This window comes from Empedobacter tilapiae, assembly GCF_004785645.1.
GTDB classification, from domain to species: Bacteria; Bacteroidota; Bacteroidia; order Flavobacteriales; family Weeksellaceae; genus Empedobacter; species Empedobacter tilapiae.
In genome coordinates this window covers 265,968-284,934 of record NZ_SRPE01000004.1, presented here as the reverse complement: position 1 = coordinate 284,934, position 18,967 = coordinate 265,968, and the positions used below count along the sequence as shown (strand labels likewise).

At 29.5% G+C, this 18,967-nt stretch carries 18 protein-coding genes; 9 read left to right on the top strand and 9 right to left on the bottom strand.

Features of this window, described 5'->3' with window-relative positions:
• Window positions 1-180: 180 nt before the first annotated feature.
• Window positions 181-1,719, bottom strand: coding sequence for a GMC family oxidoreductase (locus tag E4J94_RS07255; protein WP_135835183.1), 1,539 nt, complete (start codon window positions 1,717-1,719; stop codon window positions 181-183).
• 23 nt (window positions 1,720-1,742) lie between these two features.
• The gene (locus E4J94_RS07250; RefSeq protein WP_135835182.1) at window positions 1,743-3,158 is read right to left on the bottom strand and encodes an aldehyde dehydrogenase family protein; all 1,416 of its coding nucleotides are present in this window, start codon (window positions 3,156-3,158) and stop codon (window positions 1,743-1,745) included.
• A gap of 122 nt (window positions 3,159-3,280) precedes the next feature.
• Between E4J94_RS07250 and E4J94_RS07245 the strand changes: the two genes are divergently transcribed.
• Together E4J94_RS07245 and E4J94_RS07240 are read left to right on the top strand one after the other, a co-directional pair.
• The gene (locus E4J94_RS07245; protein ID WP_168801838.1) at window positions 3,281-4,156 is read left to right on the top strand and encodes a helix-turn-helix domain-containing protein; all 876 of its coding nucleotides are present in this window, start codon (window positions 3,281-3,283) and stop codon (window positions 4,154-4,156) included.
• A 281-nt stretch (window positions 4,157-4,437) separates the two neighbouring features.
• Complete coding sequence (locus tag E4J94_RS07240; protein ID WP_135835180.1) at window positions 4,438-6,069, top strand: S8 family serine peptidase; 1,632 nt, start codon at window positions 4,438-4,440, stop codon at window positions 6,067-6,069.
• 68 nt (window positions 6,070-6,137) lie between these two features.
• Here the strand turns inward: E4J94_RS07240 and E4J94_RS07235 are convergent, their stop codons facing one another.
• Entirely contained in the window at window positions 6,138-7,187 is a 1,050-nt protein-coding gene (locus E4J94_RS07235) for a 2Fe-2S iron-sulfur cluster-binding protein (RefSeq protein WP_135835179.1), read from the bottom strand.
• A 100-nt stretch (window positions 7,188-7,287) separates the two neighbouring features.
• Between E4J94_RS07235 and E4J94_RS07230 the strand changes: the two genes are divergently transcribed.
• A complete protein-coding gene (locus tag E4J94_RS07230; protein WP_019973715.1) occupies window positions 7,288-7,653 on the top strand; it encodes a methylglyoxal synthase in 366 nt (121 codons plus the stop codon).
• A gap of 33 nt (window positions 7,654-7,686) precedes the next feature.
• Here E4J94_RS07230 and E4J94_RS07225 read toward each other — a convergent pair whose 3' ends face one another.
• From E4J94_RS07225 to E4J94_RS07205, 5 genes are all read right to left on the bottom strand, one after another.
• On the bottom strand, window positions 7,687-8,520 hold the full coding sequence (locus E4J94_RS07225; RefSeq protein ID WP_135835178.1) for a 5'-nucleotidase, lipoprotein e(P4) family: 834 nt from the start codon (window positions 8,518-8,520) through the stop codon (window positions 7,687-7,689).
• A gap of 49 nt (window positions 8,521-8,569) precedes the next feature.
• Window positions 8,570-9,124 (bottom strand): hypothetical protein, encoded by a 555-nt coding sequence (locus E4J94_RS07220; protein ID WP_135835177.1) that lies wholly within the window; start codon window positions 9,122-9,124, stop codon window positions 8,570-8,572.
• A 57-nt stretch (window positions 9,125-9,181) separates the two neighbouring features.
• Window positions 9,182-9,385, bottom strand: coding sequence for a hypothetical protein (locus E4J94_RS07215; RefSeq protein ID WP_135835176.1), 204 nt, complete (start codon window positions 9,383-9,385; stop codon window positions 9,182-9,184).
• 234 nt (window positions 9,386-9,619) lie between these two features.
• A complete protein-coding gene (locus E4J94_RS07210) occupies window positions 9,620-10,168 on the bottom strand; it encodes an acyl-CoA thioesterase (protein WP_135835229.1) in 549 nt (182 codons plus the stop codon).
• A gap of 23 nt (window positions 10,169-10,191) precedes the next feature.
• Window positions 10,192-11,694, bottom strand: a complete 1,503-nt coding sequence (locus E4J94_RS07205) for a GH3 family domain-containing protein (RefSeq protein WP_135835175.1) — start codon at window positions 11,692-11,694, stop codon at window positions 10,192-10,194.
• A gap of 256 nt (window positions 11,695-11,950) precedes the next feature.
• Here E4J94_RS07205 and porW point away from each other — a divergent pair, with 256 nt between their 5' ends.
• Entirely contained in the window at window positions 11,951-14,350 is a 2,400-nt protein-coding gene (gene porW / locus E4J94_RS07200) for a type IX secretion system periplasmic lipoprotein PorW/SprE (protein WP_135835174.1), read from the top strand.
• 34 nt (window positions 14,351-14,384) lie between these two features.
• Here the strand turns inward: porW and E4J94_RS07195 are convergent, their stop codons facing one another.
• Window positions 14,385-15,251, bottom strand: coding sequence for a DUF808 domain-containing protein (locus E4J94_RS07195; RefSeq protein ID WP_135835173.1), 867 nt, complete (start codon window positions 15,249-15,251; stop codon window positions 14,385-14,387).
• A 196-nt stretch (window positions 15,252-15,447) separates the two neighbouring features.
• Here E4J94_RS07195 and E4J94_RS07190 point away from each other — a divergent pair, with 196 nt between their 5' ends.
• The 5 genes from E4J94_RS07190 to E4J94_RS07170 all read left to right on the top strand — a co-directional run bounded on the left by E4J94_RS07190 (window position 15,448) and on the right by E4J94_RS07170 (window position 18,940).
• Window positions 15,448-16,032 (top strand): Crp/Fnr family transcriptional regulator, encoded by a 585-nt coding sequence (locus tag E4J94_RS07190; protein ID WP_135835172.1) that lies wholly within the window; start codon window positions 15,448-15,450, stop codon window positions 16,030-16,032.
• Between the two features lie 54 nt (window positions 16,033-16,086).
• Entirely contained in the window at window positions 16,087-16,521 is a 435-nt protein-coding gene (locus E4J94_RS07185; protein ID WP_135835171.1) for a carboxymuconolactone decarboxylase family protein, read from the top strand.
• Between the two features lie 93 nt (window positions 16,522-16,614).
• Entirely contained in the window at window positions 16,615-17,328 is a 714-nt protein-coding gene (locus tag E4J94_RS07180; protein WP_135835170.1) for an AAA family ATPase, read from the top strand.
• Between the two features lie 9 nt (window positions 17,329-17,337).
• Complete coding sequence (locus E4J94_RS07175) at window positions 17,338-17,823, top strand: GNAT family N-acetyltransferase (RefSeq protein WP_135835169.1); 486 nt, start codon at window positions 17,338-17,340, stop codon at window positions 17,821-17,823.
• Between the two features lie 79 nt (window positions 17,824-17,902).
• Window positions 17,903-18,940: a sulfite exporter TauE/SafE family protein gene (locus E4J94_RS07170; protein WP_135835168.1), complete on the top strand. Its 1,038-nt coding sequence runs from the start codon at window positions 17,903-17,905 to the stop codon at window positions 18,938-18,940.
• Window positions 18,941-18,967 lie beyond the last annotated feature (27 nt).

The window sequence follows — 18,967 nt, the reverse complement described above, 5'->3', positions numbered from 1 at the left end:
TCTGTTAAAAAAAATAATTAAACAACTATAATATTTTAATAAATTACTAATTGTTAAAACACTGTGACTAGATAAAATAAACTTCAACAGACTTTTTAATCTAATTATGAGAATTAGTCTGTAGAAGTTATTTATCTATATTATTATCTTTAAATTTTTAAGTAAAAGAATTACAAATATTTACATTTCTATTTCACTTAATTTTTCATACGTTTCTTTAATCATGTCGGCAGCTTTTTCACCCACCATAATTGCAGGTGCATTTGTATTACCAGAAGGAACATCTGGCATAATTGATGCATCCGCAACTCGTAAACCTTTAATTCCGTGTACGCACAATTCTGGATCGACTACAGCATATTGATCAATTCCCATTTTGCAAGTTCCTGTCATATGATGATATGTACTTGAAGCTTTTCTAATGTAGTCTATTACTTCTTCTTTGGTTTTATTTTTTCCAGGATATACTTCTTCTTTCATCCAATCCTTTAAAGCATCTGTATATCCCAATTTTCGACAAAGTTGTACCGCTTCATATAAAGCATCTACATCAGCTTGTTCAGCTAAATAATTAGGATCTATAATCGGTGTATCTTTAGGATCATTTGATTTCAACTTGATAAATCCTTTTGATACTGGTCGAATAATGCCTGCACAAAATGTAAATGCATTTTCTGGTCCTTCAAAGCCAGGTGCATAATAAGGTAAAGCCATGAACAAAGGTTGCATATCTGGAACTTTTAGTTCTGGTCTACTTTTCCAAAAAATTTGTGCTTCTAATAAGTTTGCTTTTGCTGGAACGATATCTTGCTTAGCTTCGAAGATAACACTACATAATAAATGATCTTGTAGATTTTTTCCTACACCAGGCAAATGATGAATAGGCTGAATTCCAGCTTCCTTTAATTCATCTTGATCTCCAATTCCTGAAAGCATTAATATTTGTGCAGAACCTATTGTTCCTGCAGACAATATAACTTCATTATTAATTGTTTCTTGTACTAATTTTCCTTCTTTTTCATATTCTACACCTATACATTTATTATCTTCTATAATTAATTTATTAACTGTTGCTTCTGTAAGAATGGTTAAATTTTCTTTACTTAAATGTGGCTTCAAAAAAGCTTCTGCTGTAGAACAACGAATACCGTCCTTTGTTACAGAAAGATCATTTAATCCTGCTCCCCAAATATTTTTATTAAAATCATCTGTTGTAGGATATCCTAACTCTTTACAGCCATTAATTGCTGCAATAGAAATAGGATTAGGTTCTTTAATTTTAGTTACTGCCATAGGACCTTCTCCTCCGTGTGTTTCATCTGCTCCTAACTCGTAGGCTTCAGACTTTTTGAAATAAGGTAAAACACTTTCGTAATCCCAACCATAACACCCCTTATATGCCCAATTATCATAATCTTCTTTTGCTCCACGTATATATATCATTCCATTGATTGCGCTAGAACCTCCTAACGTTTTTCCACGTGGCCAATATTTAGTTGTATTTCCTGCATTTTCTTGTGGAATTGTATGGTAAGCCCAATCTCGTTGCGTGTTCCAAATTAAAGGCCATTTTGCAGGAGATTGTATTTCATCTGCTAAATCTGATGGTCCAGCTTCTAAAAGTAATATATTAATTTGAGGATTTTCAGCTAAGCGAGAAGCTACTACTGCTCCTGCAGAACCAGCTCCAATTACAATGTAATCGTATGTATTTGTCATTTTTATATGGTTTTTTGAAATTATTATTTTTTATAACTAACTATTTTAGGTAATGTAACTGCTTTAAGTCCTTCAATTCCAAACTCAACGCCATATCCTGATTGTTTTACACCTCCAAAAGGTACAAAAGGATGAATAGCTCCATGTTGATTTATCCAGACTGTTCCAGCTTCCAATTGCAATACTATTTCTTCCAGTTGATTAGAATCTGATCCCCAGACAGAAGCTCCTAAACCTACTTCTAATGCATTTGCTTTTTCAATTGCTTCTTCAACAGTTTTATAAGTAATGATTGGTAGAACTGGTCCAAATTGTTCTTCATCTACAATAGGATCACCATTGTCAACTCCTGTTATATAAGTTATTGGAATAAAATAACCTTCTGATGGTACGTTTAGTTCAGGAATAAATAGTTTAGCATTAGGATTATTCTTTGCTGTTTCAATTAACTCATTTACTTTATCAAATTGCATTTTATTTTGAATTGGACCTAACGAATTCTCTTCATTTAATCCATTTCCCATTTTAAAATTCTTTGTTATATTAATTAATGCATTAACAGCTGATTCTAAATCATTTTCATGTACATATAAACGCTTTAAAGCTGCGCAGGTTTGCCCCATATTCAAGAAACTCCCCCAAAATAAGCCTTCTGCTATTTGATCAAAATCAGTTTTAGGTAAAACAATTCCGGCATCATTTCCTCCACATTCTAATGTCAACCTTGCCATATTATTCGTTGAAGCTTCAATAATTCTTTTTCCTGTAGCTATAGAACCCGTAAACATAATCTTACCAACTAATTTATGAGAAGTAAGATGTCCACCTATTTTTCCATCTCCTGTTACGCAATTTAAAACTCCTGCTGGTAAAACAGTGTTTATTAATCTGAACATTTCTAAAGATGCAATCGTTGTATATTCAGAAGGTTTAATTACAACTGTATTTCCCATTTTTAAAGAAGGAATTATTTGCCAAATTGCAATCATCAAAGGCCAATTCCATGGTGTTATTGCTGCAACAACTCCAATTGGTACTCTCTTCAGAATATCTTTTCTTGTATCATCTTCAAAAATTAATCCATCTTCTAACTGAAGAGAAGTAGGCACTTGTGTCCATCCAATACAAGCGTCCATTTCAAAATTAGAACCTGGTCCACTCAATGGTTTTCCTTGTTCTTTTGTAATCAATTCAGCTAAATAAGTTTTATTTGTTGTTAAAACTTCTGTTATTTTTGAAATATATTGATCTCTCTCCTCTTGTGACAATCTTGCCCATTTTACTTGAGATTTTTTTGCATTAATAACAGCTTCTTCAACATCCTCTATTGTCGATACATAATAAGAACCTATACTTTCATTATTTGCAGGGTTTGTTACATCTATTAATTTATCTGATGTTTTTTGTACACCATTAATTATATACGAATATTCTTTCATAACGAATTATTTTTTATTAATTTCATTTATTCAAATTTTGAAATATTTATATAGAATAAATTGAACTATCCTATAAAATGATTGATTTATTCTACAATTTTCACAAAATTAAAACTCGCCACATGGAAAAAATAGAACATAAAACAGTGTATAGTATACCCTACGGAGAAATATGCTTATATGAAACAAATGTTCCTTTTAAAGGACTTCATTTCAACTTTGATAGTCCTTCTATTTCTATGATGTTACAAGGTGAAAAACAAATAAAATGGAAAGATGAAATTTTTGAATTTGGCACAAAAAAAATATTAATTCCAGAAAAGAAACAAACATTAACCGTTGACGTTGAATCTGCATCTTTAGAAAATCCTTTGAAATGTGCAATATTATCTATTGACGAGAATTTTGTAACAGAGTTTTATGATGAATTAACATCTATTCAGAACAAAGATTGGTTAGACGTGATTGGAGGAGATCAAAATGAAATATTAAACTACTTTGTTTCTGAAGAAGGTTTATTAATCAATAGTTTTTTTAACTTATTAAATGATCGAACATCTCTTAAAGAAAAGGTTAATCAATTGGATTATATTTTTCAGTTAAAAATGAAAGAGCTTACTTATCTTATCCTACAATCAAAAGCTAGAAAGTTATTAATTGATTTGTCTATATCTCAAAACAATCCTCTTTTTGAAGTAATTAATTATATTAATACAAACTTTAAATCCAAAATAAAAATTGAAGAGTTAGCTAAATTAGCTTGTATGAGCGAATCAAAATTATTCTTAAAATTTAAAGAAAATTTTGGTTGTTCTCCCAATCATTTCATTATCCATAAAAGATTAGAGTACGCACATTCAATTCTATCGTCTAACAATCAAAATCTAACAATTTCTGAGATAAGTTATAGATGTGGGTTTAATAATGTTGAATATTTTAATAGAAAATTTAAAGAAACTTTTGCTGTAACACCAGGAAAAATTAGAAATACAAACTAAAAAATTACATACACGCAAAATGGTTTTTAAATAATATAATTAAATTTTAGCTCATCAAATGGAGATTATCGTTTTAAAACTGCTTTTCTTTTAAATTTCAGAAAATTATTCTTGTCTTCATTTTGTATTTTACAATATATAAATATTTAAATAACAATTATTTAAATTAATTATTAAGAAAAACTTCTATTTTGGAGTCTTTTTTGCAGCATAAAATATTATCAAAAACTCAACGTGTAACAATTTTATTGATTATACGACTTATTTTATTAAAATTAATTATGAAAAAATTCTTGTTAAGTATATCTGTTGCGATGTTTTTTGGAATAACATCTTATGCCCAAGAAACAGCAGCAATACCACTACCTAAAGTTGATCAAAAATATTGGCAACATGAATCTTTTGAGGAAAGTGGTGTTTATGGTGTAAATACTCAAAAAGCTTTGCAATTTTTAGAATCGAAAAAACGTAAACCTTCTCAATTAATCGTTGGTGTTTTAGATTCTGGAGTAGAAATTACTCATCCTGATTTAAAGGATAATATTTGGACCAATACTAAAGAAATTGCAGGTAATGGAATCGACGATGATAAAAATGGTTATATAGACGATATTCATGGTTGGAATTTTATTGGAGGAAAAGATGGTAAAAACGTTGACGGAGATACATTAGAGTTAACACGACTTTTTGTGAAATACCAGGATCTGTTCGAAAAAAGTACGAATGCCACTTCAAATAAAACTAAGTTTCCAAAAGAATTTGAAGAATATCAAAAAATCAAAGCTGAGTTCGAAAATAAGTTAGCCGAAGCAAAACAAGGAGCTGCTCAATACGGACAAATGAACGAAATTTTTAAAGTAGCTTTTCCTGCATTAGTCAAAGAATGGGGAGAAAGAGATCTGAACGAAAAAAATATGATTTCATTTAAACCAACATCTAAAGAAGCTCAGCAAGGAATGATAATTTTCGGTATGGTTCCAAAAGAAGCTTGGGAAGGAAAATCGATGAAAGATTTCTTGAAAGAAATGACTGATGAAATTTCTGGTGGAGCAAAATACTACAAAGAGCAAGTAGAAATAAACTTGAATACTGATTTAGATCCTCGTCCAATTGTTGGTGATAATTATGCTAACAAATCGGAACATATTTATGGAAATAATGATGTAGATGGTCCTGATTCAACACATGGAACACATGTTTCTGGAATTATTGCAGCCAAATCTGGAAATGGAATTGGTATGGATGGTATAGCAGGAAATGGTTATGTAAAAATTATGTCAGTTCGTACAGTTCCTAATGGAGATGAGCGAGATAAAGACGTTGCAAATGCCATTCGTTATGCAGCAGATAATGGAGCAAAAGTCTTAAATATGTCTTTTGGAAAAGCATATTCTCCAGATAAACAAATCGTTTGGGATGCATTTAAATATGCTGAAAAGAAAGGACTTTTGTTGATAAAAGCTGCTGGGAATGATAATATAAATATAGACGAAGAAGTGCATTATCCAACAGTATTTGATGGTAATGGAGCTATTGTTTCTAAAAATGTGATAACTGTTGGAGCTAATACTATGGATAATGATAATTTGAAGGCTGGCTTCTCTAACTTTGGTAAAAAATCAGTTGATGTTTTTGCACCAGGAAATGATATTTATTCAACTGTTCCAAATAAAGAAGGAGAATACAAAAATGAGAGCGGAACTTCTATGGCTTCTCCAGTTGTTGCTGGTGTTGCTGCTTTAGTTTGGGCTCATTATCCAAAATTAACTGCTATTGATATCAAACAAATTTTATTAGAATCAGTCAATAAAAATCCTGCTTTAACAGATATTTCTGTAACAGGAGGTGTTGTTGATGCATACAAAGCGGTTCAATTAGCAGAGAAAATGTATGTTACAAAAAAACTAAAATAATCTAATAATTATTATAAAAAAAGCGGTTCAAAATAGAACCGCTTTTTTTATAATAGTATTTAAAACATTTAAACCTCATCAAAATCAATTGATAAAGTAGCAGATTTTGGTCTAGAAATGCACGCTAATGTCATTCCTTCTTCATAGTCAGAATCCGTCAATACATAATTATCTCCAATATGAACTTCTCCTTCTGTTACCTTACACATACATGAAGAACAAACACCTCCTTTACAAGAATAAGGTGCATCTATTCCTGCATCTAACATTGTGTCAATCAAGTTTTTTCCTCTATCCCAAGTCACTTCAGAAGTTTCTCCATCAAGTGTTACAGTTACTTTTACCGTTTGGGGACCTTCGTCATGTTTCGTAAAAATATCTTCTGTTTTGATTGATGGATTAAACATTTCAAAATGAATATGCTTTTCTATAATTCCCGCTTCGTTTATTTTCTTCGCTAAAGTTAAAATCATTTCCTCTGGACCACAAATCATTGCTTCGTCAACTTCATTTATATCAATGATTTGATTTAAGATTAAATCAAATTTTTTCTCATCAATTCGCCCATTGTAAATAAAGTTCTCTTGATCCTGTCTTGTGTAAAAGTGATGAATAAAAACATTGTTTGGATATTGTTGTTTCAATTCCGTTAAACGTTCTTTAAACATAATTGAATTTTCGTCTCTATTTACATAAAATATATGAAAATTAACCCATTCTTCAGTTTGTAAAGTAAACTCTAACATACTCATAATAGGTGTAATTCCACTACCTGCTGTAAAAGCTAATAAAGTACGTTTTTCGTTTGGTTTTGTAGGAATCGTAAAACGTCCACTAGGTGTAGAAACTTCTATTTGATCACCAACTTTTAAATCATTAAAAAGGTAATTAGAAACCTTTCCATTTGGTTGAGATTTTACACCAATGCTCCATTTTTTATCATTAGGAGAAACACATAAAGAATAATCTCTTCGTTCTCCATTTATATTTAGTGTGATATATTGTCCTGGTAAAAAATTGTATTCTTCGTGTAACTCTTCAGGTACATCAAATGAAATTTGAACAGCATCTTCTGTTAATTTTACAATTTCTTTAACCGTTAATAAATTAAATTTCATAGTCGTATTACTATTTATAATTCTTAAAACAAATCAATATTTAAGATTGTTCTATTAAATTTGTACAAAAGTAAGATTTTAGATTAAATAGAAAAAATATATGGAAATTGCATTAATCGCCCACGATGGTAAAAAAGCTGAAATGGTCAACTTTTTAATGAAACATAAAGAAGCTTTAAACAAAAATAATATTACGTTTATTGCTACTGGAACAACAGGAAAATATGCTGAACAAACTGGCTTGAAAGTTACTCGTTATCTATCTGGCCCTTTAGGAGGTGATGCGCAAATTGCTGCTCGCGTTGTGGAAGGAAAAACTGATATGGTTTTCTTTTTTAGAGATCCAATGGGAAAACATCCTCATGAACCAGATGTAAATATGTTATTAAGATTATGTGATGTACACAACATTCCTCTAGCTACTAATCCTGCTACAGCAGAAATGTTATTGGATCATTTAAAATAAAAAAAACCTCTAACTAAGAGGTTTTTTTATTTATTATTTACTTGGCATTTCTTTTGCTGCTTCGTATAAAATAGAATCTTTTTGTTCTTGAGTCAAATTATACTTATAATTAAAAATAGCAGATTCCCAATCGCCATATCCTACATTTGGTAAAACAATAAAACGCTTTCCAAATTCAGATTTCAATGTTTCTACAGCTGCTGCTCTTTCTTTTTCTGACTTATGATTATCAAACAAATTTGAAAAATCTGTTAGACTATCTCCTAATAATAATACAATATCATAATCTTTTGCAACATTCTGACGACGAGTTTCTTTACTACTTTCCTTACTTCTTAAAATTAAATTTTGAGGACTTTGTAATGGATAATTATATTTTTGTAAGTTAGCTAAAGTACCTGGACGTTCTACTTCGTATCTATTTGTAATATAAAAAATTTGAACCCCTTTATTCGCAGCATATTGAAAAAATTCTAAAGATCCAGCCAAAGGTGTAGCAACTCCTTTAGAAGTCCAATTAGCCCAAGTGTCTTGTGACCAAGTTTTCCCTTGTTTTGCCATTTCTACTGCATAATAAGAATTGTCCAAAAAAGTTTCGTCTATATCAGTTACAATAGCTAAAGGTTTACTACCTTTATTAGCAATTGCTTCATCTAAACGAAATTTTGCGACATTATAAGCTTGTTGACTTAAAGCTTGATATTCTGCTGCTCTTTGCTGAAAAAAAGCGGCATATATTTTTCCATCAACTTGTAAACTTTGATATGTAGCTGATTTAGGTTGTTCCTGTGTAATTACTTTTGGTGTTTGACATGCTGTTAAACCAAAAAGCATTACACTTCCTAGCATCAATTGTAAATGTTTCATATAAACTAATTCTTGGCTGCAAAATTAAGCATAGTATCTAATTCATGAACTATGATTTTTGTATGAATTTAATCGAATCTAAATTAGATTCTAAAAGTGTTTGTTTAAATTTATACTTTTTTTGATTGATTTCCAATATTATTTCTACATAATCGTTTTCATCGAAAACTAAAAAATCATGTTCAAAAAAATAAATATTTCGAATCACATGTGAATTTGGAAGAATTGTATTTTTAAGTAAAATATCATTTGTTCCCATATTTAATTCTCCATAAAATGTAACATCTGCAGTAAAAGCTTGTCGTAAATCGGCTGAAAAATAAATTGCTTCTAATAAATTAATACGTATAGTCTTTTCAGTATGATTTCGTATAGATACTAATAATTCTAAAGTGTTATCTTTTTTAGTAATAGAAGAAATCAAAAAATCATAAGGGGTATTCTTTTCTGTAATTACCTTCTCCTTACAATCTGATTTTTTAACATTAATAAAAGATACATTTGGTTCTTTTATCTCTTTTTTTTCAATATTTTTTCTAAAATTTAATCTCTTATAAATCAAAAAAAACACTAAAACTAAACCCAATAAAATTAGATATTTCATTCGGTAAAGTTAAAGATTATTGATTTATTTAGAGAATAGATTTTCTTACTATTAGGATTAAATAATTTTTTTTCTGAAACGATAAGCACATAAAGCAACAACAAGAAATACAGCAGCTCCATACAAATTAATAGGATTTGATGATCTGGAAATTTCACTATTTTCTATATTGGCAAGTTGTTTATTATTTGTTTTCGCTAATATGTTTATAGAACTAGTCAAAAAAATAATCAATAAACATGATTTAAATAACACTTTCATTCTTGTAATTTTACAATATTAAAATTTAGTTGAAAGGCAAAGTCATTAGGTAGTTAAAAACACACAACACAAATACAATGCCTAATTTTTAGAAATATCCAAATTTCAATAATTTTGTTACTGTTTTACTTCTCTGCATTAGCAAATAATTAATTTCAATAAAACTAGTTTACAATTGTTTCAAATATATAAAAAGACTCAATTATAAATAATCGAGTCTTTTTATATATTTTTTTAATCTAGTTCTATTTTTACAAAGTGATTATTCAATAAATGATCAATCAAAACTTGCGATTTATAATCAATAGGATCTTTTATTTGTTCCTTAGCATTGCGATGTTCTTCTATTCGGTGCAAAGCTTTATAAAATCGTCGAACTTCATTCAAATTTTTTAAAATTAATTTTGGAGCTTCTGCTTTTTCTCCATTTTCTTCTTTACAAATCATTGTGAAATAAGATGAATTACAATGTTTGATTTCTCCTGTTTGAATATTCTGACTTTCAACTCTAATTCCTACTACCATTGATGTTCTCCCTACATAATTAACAGAAGCTTTTAGCGTTAATAACTCTCCTACCTCTACTGGTGTTAAGAAATCTACTCGATCAACAGATGCTGTTACACAGTACTTTCCTGAATATTTAGAAGCACATGCAAATGCAATTTGATCAAGTAAAGAAAGAATGAATCCACCATGAATTTTCCCACTAAAATTGGAATGCGATGGAAGCATTAATTGTGAAAAAGTTACTAATGAACTTTTTACAGTTTTGTAAATCATTTTATCTATTGTTGTGTGTGTATTCAATTTCTTTGAATTAAATTAAGTTTGTAAAATTCATCTGCAATTTCGCGATTATTAGACAAACGCGGAACTTTATTTTGTCCTCCTAGCTTTCCAATAGATTTCATATAATATTGAAATCCATCTTTATTAATCTCTGTAATAACAAGAGATCTCAAAATATTACCTGTTATTAAATCATCATAATATGTATTTTGCTTACGCATTTGTGTATCCAATTCATGATTAAATTCCTCTATATTTTGTGGTTTCTGATCAAATTCTATAAACCATTCATGATAAGGTAAACCTTCTACTGGATTAACTTGTGGCGCAACCGTAAATTCGTTTACACTCGCTGGATATTTTTCTAATGTTTTCTGCAATGCTTGTTCAACTTCGTGACCAATTACATGTTCCCCAAAAGCAGATGTATAATGTTTAATTCGTCCAGAAACTACAATTCTATATGGCTTTGTTGAAGTAAAACGAACTGTGTCACCAATATTATATCCCCACAAACCTGCATTTGTATTCAAGATTAAGACATAATCTTTTCCTACTTCCACATCTTTTAGTGAAATGCGAGTTGGATTCTCATCAAAAAATTCATCAACAGGTACAAATTCATAAAACATTCCATTGTTCAATAAAAGTAATAGATCATCACTTTTTTGAGAATCTTGATACGCAATAAATCCTTCTGAAGCTGGATATGTCTGAATGCAATCTATTTTTCGACCTATTAATTGATTAACTTTTTCTCTATAAGGTTCATAATTTACTCCTCCTGTCACCATTAGTTGTAAATTTTTAAAAATTGACTGAACGTTTTCTTTTCCAGAAACTTTAATCAATCGTTCAAAATACATAATCAACCAAGGTGGAATTCCAGAAATCAACGTCATATCTGCTTTTACGGTTTCATCCACTACTCTATCCACTTTCGTTTCCCAATCTTCAATCACATTTGTTTCATAAGATGGTAAGCGATTCTTTTGCAAATAATTTGGAACGAAATGTGCGCTAATTCCAGAAAGTCGACCTACTTTCAATCCATTTTTCTCTTCAAGAATTGGACTTCCTTGTAAGAAAATCATTTTTCCATCAACAAAATTAGAATTGTTTGTTTCATTAATATAAAATAACAAAGCGTTTCGAGCAGAATTTATATGCGATGGAACAGACTCTTTTGTAAGCGGAATATATTTGGCTCCAGAAGTAGTTCCTGAAGTTTTAGCTAAATAGAGGGGTTTTCCAGGCCACAGAATATCAGGTTTCCCTTCAATTACTTCATCAAAATAATGTTTCAAACCTTCATAATCATTGATTGGAACTTGTAATTTAAAATCTTCATAATTTTTGATTGAATTAAAATGATGATCAATTCCAAACTTTGTATTTTTTGCTGCAACAATTAATTCATTTAGAATTTTGTCTTGTGTTTCTAGCGGGTTATTTATCCACTTTTGTTCTTTATTGACAATGTATTTTGCAAAAATTTTCGCTAAAAAAGCTTTCATGCTGTTCCTTTAAAACATTATTATTGGTCGAATTTAAACGAATATTCTAAATAATTTAACAACAATTGCAATGATTTTTCTTAGTCAAATCACTAATCACATTAAAGCTAAAACGTTAGCTATCATTTTATAATCACTTCGTTAAAAGTCGCTTCTTTATTATTTCTATTCTATATAAAATTATCTTATTTTTTTGAAGGATACAAGATTTTTTCTAATCGAACGTTTTATTGTAGATTTGTTTTTATTCACTATCATGAAAAAGATTGTACTGAGTATATTCGCCGCAAGTTTTTTAATCGGCTGTTCTACACAAAAAAATAATTTCAAAAACCGACAATATCATAAAATGACATCGTGGTTTAATGGAGTATTTAATGCTGAAGAAGAGTTAGACAAAAAGAACACAGAACTACAAACAAATTATATAGAAAACTATTCAAAGATTTTACCTGTTGAAATAGAATATTTTTCTGTTTCTGATTCTACTAATCTTGGAAGTATGGAATCACCAAACTTTAACTTTGGTGGAGGAAATCGTAATAATCAAGATAGAGTAGAAAAACCTATCGGATTTGCTGCGGTTGAAGCAAAGGCTTCTAAAACTATTGAAAAACATTCGATGTTAATTAAAGGACAGGAAAAAAATCCTTTAATGGGACGTGCTTATCTTTTGATTGGAAAATCTCTTTTTTATCAACAAAAATATTTTGAAGCACTTGATGCATTAAATTATGTTGTCAAAAATTTCAAAGACTCTAAATATGCACAAGAAGCAAATGTATATAAAACCGTTGCAGAGATAAAAGGTGGAAACTACTTTGATGGAGCCGAAACTTTGCAAAAATTATATGAAAGTGATCCTTACAAAAGTAAAGAGCTAAAAACAATGATTGCTCGTACTTATGCTCAATTCTTAATTGATCAAAAAAAGTACGAAGAAGCCTTAGATCCTTTGCAAAAAGCAGAATATTTTTCTACAAATAAAGAAGAACGAATTCGTTTATTTTATACAATGGGACAAGTTTTTTCTAAGTTAGGAAAACAACAAGAAGCAGGAGAAGCTTTTACTAAAGTATATAAAATGAGTCCTGGGTTCGATATGGAGATTAAGTCGCAACTAGCTATTGCTGCAAATTTTGATCCTAAGATTAACAATTATTCTAATTACAAACAAAATCTACTTGATATTGCCAAAAAAGGAATTTATTCTTCTAAAAAGAATGAATTGTATTATGGTATTTCAGAAATAGCATTCCGAGCTGATAAAATGGACGATGCTGTCAAATATGCAAAATTAAGTTTGAAAGAACCAATGTCAGATCCATATATTCGTGGACGCGCTTTTGAAAATTATGGTGATATAAAATTTAAACAAAACGATTATGTTTATGCATCTGCTTATTATGATTCTGCACAAACAAGTTATAATTTAAAAGAAGATCAAACACGAATTCAGAAACGAAATGATGTTCTGAAAAAATTAATGGAAAAGCATTATTTAGTTCAGAAAAATGATTCTATCTTAAAAATCGCTTCTCTTTCAAGAGAAGATCAATCAAAATTTTTCACGGATTATATTGAAAAATTAAAGAAAAAGGAAGAAAAGCAAGCGGAAGAAGAACGAAAAGAAATGGAAACATTTCAATTAGAAACCAAAACAGCAAGTTTTACTTCAAGTTTTAATAATACTGATAAAGGTAAATTTTATTTTTATAATCAAGGTTTAAAATCTTCTGGACAAGCAGAATTTCAACGTATTTGGGGAGGGATTTCTCTGAAAGATAATTGGAGAAATTCTAATGCTATTAGTACTGTTATTGAAGATAAACAAGCTGAATTGACAGGTCAAATTGCAGCTGGTGATCCAAGACGCTTTGAAATAGATTATTATTTAGAACAAATACCTACAACTCAAAAAGCATTAAATGATTTAAAAATTGTACGTGATACAACTCAATTAGCCCTAGGAATTGGCTATTTTGATACATTTAATAATAGTGAATTAGCTGGAAAAGAATTAAAAGCATTAGTTGCTACACCTCCAAAATCGGAAGATGTAAAATTAAAAGCAACTTATCAATTATATCGTATTTATAAAAATCGTGATAAAAAATTAGAAGATCAATACAAAAACGAAATACTTACAAATTATCCAAATACAATATATGCTGGTTATATTTTAAATCCTGAAGTTGAATATATTACTCCAGAAACAAAAGAAGCTGTAGAAGCATATAAAATTGCTTATGATCTGTACAAAGAAGAAAAATACGAAGATGTAAAGAAAAAAGTTCAGGAAGCAATTATAAAATTTCCAACTGAAATTATTGTAGCAAAATTTGTTTTATTAAATGCTTATGCTTTGAAGCAAACCGCAACGCAAGAAGAATTTGAGCAAGCATTGGAAGTTGTAGCAACAGCTTATGATGGAACAGAAGAAGCAAAACAAGCGAAACGATTATTGGATAAATTAAGAAAATCTAAAACTCTAAAAACTGAAGTACAAAGTAATACAACAGTTATTGATGAGCCTAAAGTTACTAATGAAGAAATTATTTCACCTCCACCACCTTCTTCTAGAAAGAAAACAATTATAAAATCAGAAGAAGATATAAACCCTCCAGAAGGAAATCAAAATACAATTTTTAAATAAAAAAGAGAGCTATAATAGCTCTCTTTTTTATTCTTTAATGTGTACTTTTCAATTTAAAAATCTTCTTAAAAGTTGTAACAATTAATACAACTAATAAACCAGCTACTAAAGCAACCAATGCTTCACTAATTATAGCAGGAATATTTTGAGGTAAATGATGATGAATATATTCTATATTATGAACAAAAATTTGACCAGAGACTAACAATAAAGCAATTGTTCCTACAACACCCAAAATTTTAATTACATATGGTAATCCATCTACCAAAAAGTGTCCTAATTTGGAAACAGCCCCTTTATCATGAGAAGCTTTTATTAATTTAAAACCAGCATCATCCATACGAACTATTAATGCAACTATTCCGTAAACACCTACAGTTGCTAATATTGCAATTAAAGAAACTGTAAAAACTTGTGTCATCATTGGTTGTTCTAAAACCGTACTCAACGCAATAATCACAATTTCTATAGATAAGATAAAATCTGTAATAATAGCTGATTTCACTTTTGATTTTTCTGAAACTTCTTTTTTATCATCATCAATAACTTCTGTTCCTTTTTTAGCTCGATGAAATATAAACTCAATTATTTTCTCAACACCTTCAAAAGCCAAATAAAAACCTCCCAAAATCAAAACATATTTTATTACTTCTGGCATATAATGATTTAGTGTCAAAACAATAGGAACTATAATCAGTTTATTAATAAAAGAACCTTTTGTAATTGCCCATAAAACTGGTATTTCACGCGAAGACAAAAATCCCGTTGCTTTCTCAGCATTTACAGCCAAATCATCTCCTAAAATTCCTGCTGTTTTACTCGCTGCTACTTTACTTGTAACTGCTACATCATCCATCAATGCTGCAATATCATCTAAAATTGCAAATATTCCTGAAGCCATATTATTGTTATTTTTGGTTCGTAAAAGTAAAAAATAATAACAAATCTTTATAGATTATTTTCATGTTCTTTCAACGATTCATTTCAAGCGAATTACACTCCTAATTTCGACTTTAATCCTGACTAATCTTTAGCTAAATTAAGTTCTTTATAAACAAATCATTAATTTTAATGAGTAATACATTAAGATTATAAAAATGGAAAATTCTTTTGATAATTTAAAAAAACATATACAATTTTTTACATCTATTTCAGATGAAGAATTTGCTGCTTCTATTCAATACTTTGAAGAAGTTTCAATCAAGAAAAAAGAAACGGTTCATAGAGCTGGAACAGTTTGTAAGTATAATTATTTTACTGCTTCAGGATGCGTTAGAATGTTTTTTATTAATGAAAAAGGAGTTGAACAAACTATTGATTTTGCAATAGAAAATTGGTGGATAACAGATCTTTTCTCTTATATCAATCAACAAAATTCAGAGTTTTATATCCAAGCAGTAGAAAAATCAACTATTCTAACAATCAGTCGAAATAATGAAGAAATATTGTGTGAAAAATTTCCAATTTTTAATTCTTATTTTAAACTAATTTACCAGAAGTCAACTGCTGCTGCACAAATGCGTTCGAAATATTTGAAACAATTTTCGAAAGAAGAGTTTTACCTTCATTTCAAAAAGAATTTTCCCGAATTTTTGCAACGTGTTCCCCAATATTTATTAGCTTCTTATTTAGGTTTCACACCCGAATATTTAAGCGAAATCCGAAAGAAAGAGTTTTCTTAAACCAGTTTAATTTTATTGAATAAATAATCGTCGAACTTTGTTAAAAATTAAAAAATGAAATCACGATTAAACATTCAAAAATTAGAACCAAAAGCTTACGAAGCGATGTATGGTTTAGAGAATTTTTTAGCAAATTCTGAATTAGATAAATTGCATTTAGAGCTTATCAAAATCAGAGCTTCACAAATCAATGGTTGCGCTTTTTGTATTAATATGCACACCAAAGATGCGATGAAATTAGGCGAAACAAATCAACGTATTTTTTTGTTGAATGCGTGGCGAGAAACGACACTTTTTACAGAAGAAGAACGTGTAATATTGGCGATGACCGAAGAAATTACAAATATTAGTCAACATGGTTTATCAGAAGAAACGTATCAAAAAGCTTTGTCACTTTTTTCTGAAAATTATATTGCGATTATCATTATTGCAATTACCACGATTAATGCCTGGAATAGAATTGCGATCAGTTCTCATATGATGGTTTAAAATTTTAGCTTCAGAATTCTGAAGCTTTTTTTGTGCTAAAAATCGGCTTTCGGATTAAAATAGTTTAATTTTGAGTCTTGAAGTAAAATTGATATGAATATTTACGATTTAATTGTTGACGATAAAGAAGAAATTTCTTTGAATGATGTTTTTTTGGATGATCAAAATCTTGCGCAAGTAAAACAACTGATCAAAGAACATCGATATATAGAGGAATTGAGTAAATATAATTTGCCTGTCAATAATAAAATTTTGTTGCATGGATTTTCGGGTTGTGGAAAAACAACAACTGCAAAAGCAATTGCAAATGAAATCGGAAAACCTATATTGATTCTGAATTTAAGCAATATTGTTTCGTCAAGAATTGGTGAAACTTCGCAAAATATTCGAATGCTTTTTGATAAAGCTGCACGTGAAAAAGCGATTCTATTTTTGGATGAGTTTGACCAAATCGGAAAAGCGCGCGGAAATGACGACAAAGATGTTGGCGAAATGCGTCGTTTGGTGAATACGGTAATTCAATTAATTGATTATTTACCACAAAATTCGTTGTTGATAGCCGCGACAAATCATCCACATATTATTGATGTTGCATTATTGAGAAGATTTCAGTTAAAAATTGATTTCAAAATGCCAACTTCCGAAATGTTAGATGTTTATTACGATAAAATTTTAAACGATTTACCAAAAGATATTCAATCTCTTAAACGACAATATAATATTTCATTTGCCGAAGCAAAAGATTATGCGCTTACAAATGCAAAAGCTTTACTGATTGAAAAATTAGAACGTCAAGCAAATTCTTAAAACTAAAATATGGAAGACGAATTAATTTATTTCAGGGAACTTTTGGATACTGATGTAGCGCGACTTTTCGAAATTTATTCGAATGCTGAAGCCATGAAATATCGCGAAACCGCACCAATGAAAACGATCGAAGATTCGTACAAAATGCTGGAAAGAGATAAAGAAAAAAAGAATTCTGGATATGAATTTCGTTTTGCTGTTATCGAAAAATCTTCTAAAACCTTGATTGGTACTGTGATGTTTCAACCTGTACACAACAAAGCAATTATTGGCTATTCGATTGATGAACAATTTTGGAACAAAGGTTATGCAACACGAATTATCAATCTGATTTCGAAAGAATTGAAATCGAGAAAATATATGCTGATTGAAGCTTGGGTGAAAAAAGAAAATATCGCCTCATCCAAAGCCTTATTAAAAAATAATTTTCATCAGATTTCGCAAACAATTTATCCGAAAAATCATCTTTTTCAATTAAGATTTACCTATTCTTAAGTTTTACTTAAGATAAATCTTTAAACGTTTATTTCTAAAATCATCGCCCTAATTTTGTATCAGAATAAAATTTCTGATCATGATTTTTACTATTTTTCTGCTATTTATTGGAGCAATTTTAGCATTTTGGATAAGTGCAATTTGTGGCGGTGGCGCAAGTTTAATCTTAATTCCAATCCTCAATCTTATTATTCCAACTTCGTTAGTTCCTTTTTCATTAACAATTGGAACATTTACAAGTTCTGCCTCTCGAATAGCGGTTTTCAGAAAATCTGTACATTGGAAAATCTTCTTTTGGTTCGTTCCTTTTTCAATTCCAGCAGTTTTAATGGGTGCTTATTTAATCAAATTTATCAACCCAATTTATTTGCAAATTATTGTAGCTGTATTATTGATTTCAAATGTTCCGCAATTATTTCTAAACAAAAAACAACAAGATAATGAAGAAAAACCTTCGCCAAAATATATTTTAGCTATTGTTGGTTTTTTAGCTGGATTCGTTTCTGGAATAACAGGTGCAATTGGCTTATTGTTCAATAGATTTTATTTAAAATACGGACTAACAAAAGAAGAAATTATTGCAACGCGAGCTGCCAACGAAATTATACTTCATATCATAAAATTAATCATTTATATTGTTCTTGGTTTATACTCAAAAAACGCTTTATTACTTGGGTTGACGATTGCAGTTGCCTCAATTATTTCTTCTTATACAGTCAAATATATTTTACCTTATTTTAGCGATTTTATTTTCAGAAAAGTTGGCTATGCGGCGATGGTTATTTCTGGAATTACACTTTTTTATACAAGTTCTCAAAAAATCATTCAAGAAGATAAAGTTCAACTTACAACAACAAGTAAAGGTGACGAAAATGAAACAACTTTGAAATGGCGAAACAGTGATTTTGTGATGGAATATTCGTTAGATGGTGAATTTGAGATTGAACGTCCAATTCAACCGAATGAGTTACCTGAAAATTTACTAAAAAAATACAATGAAATTTTACCTAATTACGATAAAATCCACCTCGAAAAAGTATTCAGAATTGGAGAAGATAGTTATGAATTTTATTGTTACAAAGGCAATAAACTAACGAAATTTGAACTGAAAGAATAATCAAATTATAGATATTTATAGTACTTT

Coding starts and splice junctions, on each gene's coding strand:
- E4J94_RS07220 (WP_135835177.1), bottom strand. CDS start 9,124: ATGAAATATCTAATTTTATTGGGTTTAGTTTTAGTGTTTTTTTTGATT.
- E4J94_RS07210 (WP_135835229.1), bottom strand. CDS start 10,168: ATGATTTACAAAACTGTAAAAAGTTCATTAGTAACTTTTTCACAATTA.
- E4J94_RS07230 (WP_019973715.1), top strand. CDS start 7,288: ATGGAAATTGCATTAATCGCCCACGATGGTAAAAAAGCTGAAATGGTC.
- E4J94_RS07215 (WP_135835176.1), bottom strand. CDS start 9,385: ATGAAAGTGTTATTTAAATCATGTTTATTGATTATTTTTTTGACTAGT.
- E4J94_RS07205 (WP_135835175.1), bottom strand. CDS start 11,694: ATGAAAGCTTTTTTAGCGAAAATTTTTGCAAAATACATTGTCAATAAA.
- E4J94_RS07185 (WP_135835171.1), top strand. CDS start 16,087: ATGAAATCACGATTAAACATTCAAAAATTAGAACCAAAAGCTTACGAA.
- E4J94_RS07240 (WP_135835180.1), top strand. CDS start 4,438: ATGAAAAAATTCTTGTTAAGTATATCTGTTGCGATGTTTTTTGGAATA.
- E4J94_RS07180 (WP_135835170.1), top strand. CDS start 16,615: ATGAATATTTACGATTTAATTGTTGACGATAAAGAAGAAATTTCTTTG.
- E4J94_RS07245 (WP_168801838.1), top strand. CDS start 3,281: ATGGAAAAAATAGAACATAAAACAGTGTATAGTATACCCTACGGAGAA.
- E4J94_RS07235 (WP_135835179.1), bottom strand. CDS start 7,187: ATGAAATTTAATTTATTAACGGTTAAAGAAATTGTAAAATTAACAGAA.
- E4J94_RS07255 (WP_135835183.1), bottom strand. CDS start 1,719: ATGACAAATACATACGATTACATTGTAATTGGAGCTGGTTCTGCAGGA.
- E4J94_RS07175 (WP_135835169.1), top strand. CDS start 17,338: ATGGAAGACGAATTAATTTATTTCAGGGAACTTTTGGATACTGATGTA.
- porW (WP_135835174.1), top strand. CDS start 11,951: ATGAAAAAGATTGTACTGAGTATATTCGCCGCAAGTTTTTTAATCGGC.
- E4J94_RS07250 (WP_135835182.1), bottom strand. CDS start 3,158: ATGAAAGAATATTCGTATATAATTAATGGTGTACAAAAAACATCAGAT.
- E4J94_RS07190 (WP_135835172.1), top strand. CDS start 15,448: ATGGAAAATTCTTTTGATAATTTAAAAAAACATATACAATTTTTTACA.
- E4J94_RS07225 (WP_135835178.1), bottom strand. CDS start 8,520: ATGAAACATTTACAATTGATGCTAGGAAGTGTAATGCTTTTTGGTTTA.
- E4J94_RS07195 (WP_135835173.1), bottom strand. CDS start 15,251: ATGGCTTCAGGAATATTTGCAATTTTAGATGATATTGCAGCATTGATG.
- E4J94_RS07170 (WP_135835168.1), top strand. CDS start 17,903: ATGATTTTTACTATTTTTCTGCTATTTATTGGAGCAATTTTAGCATTT.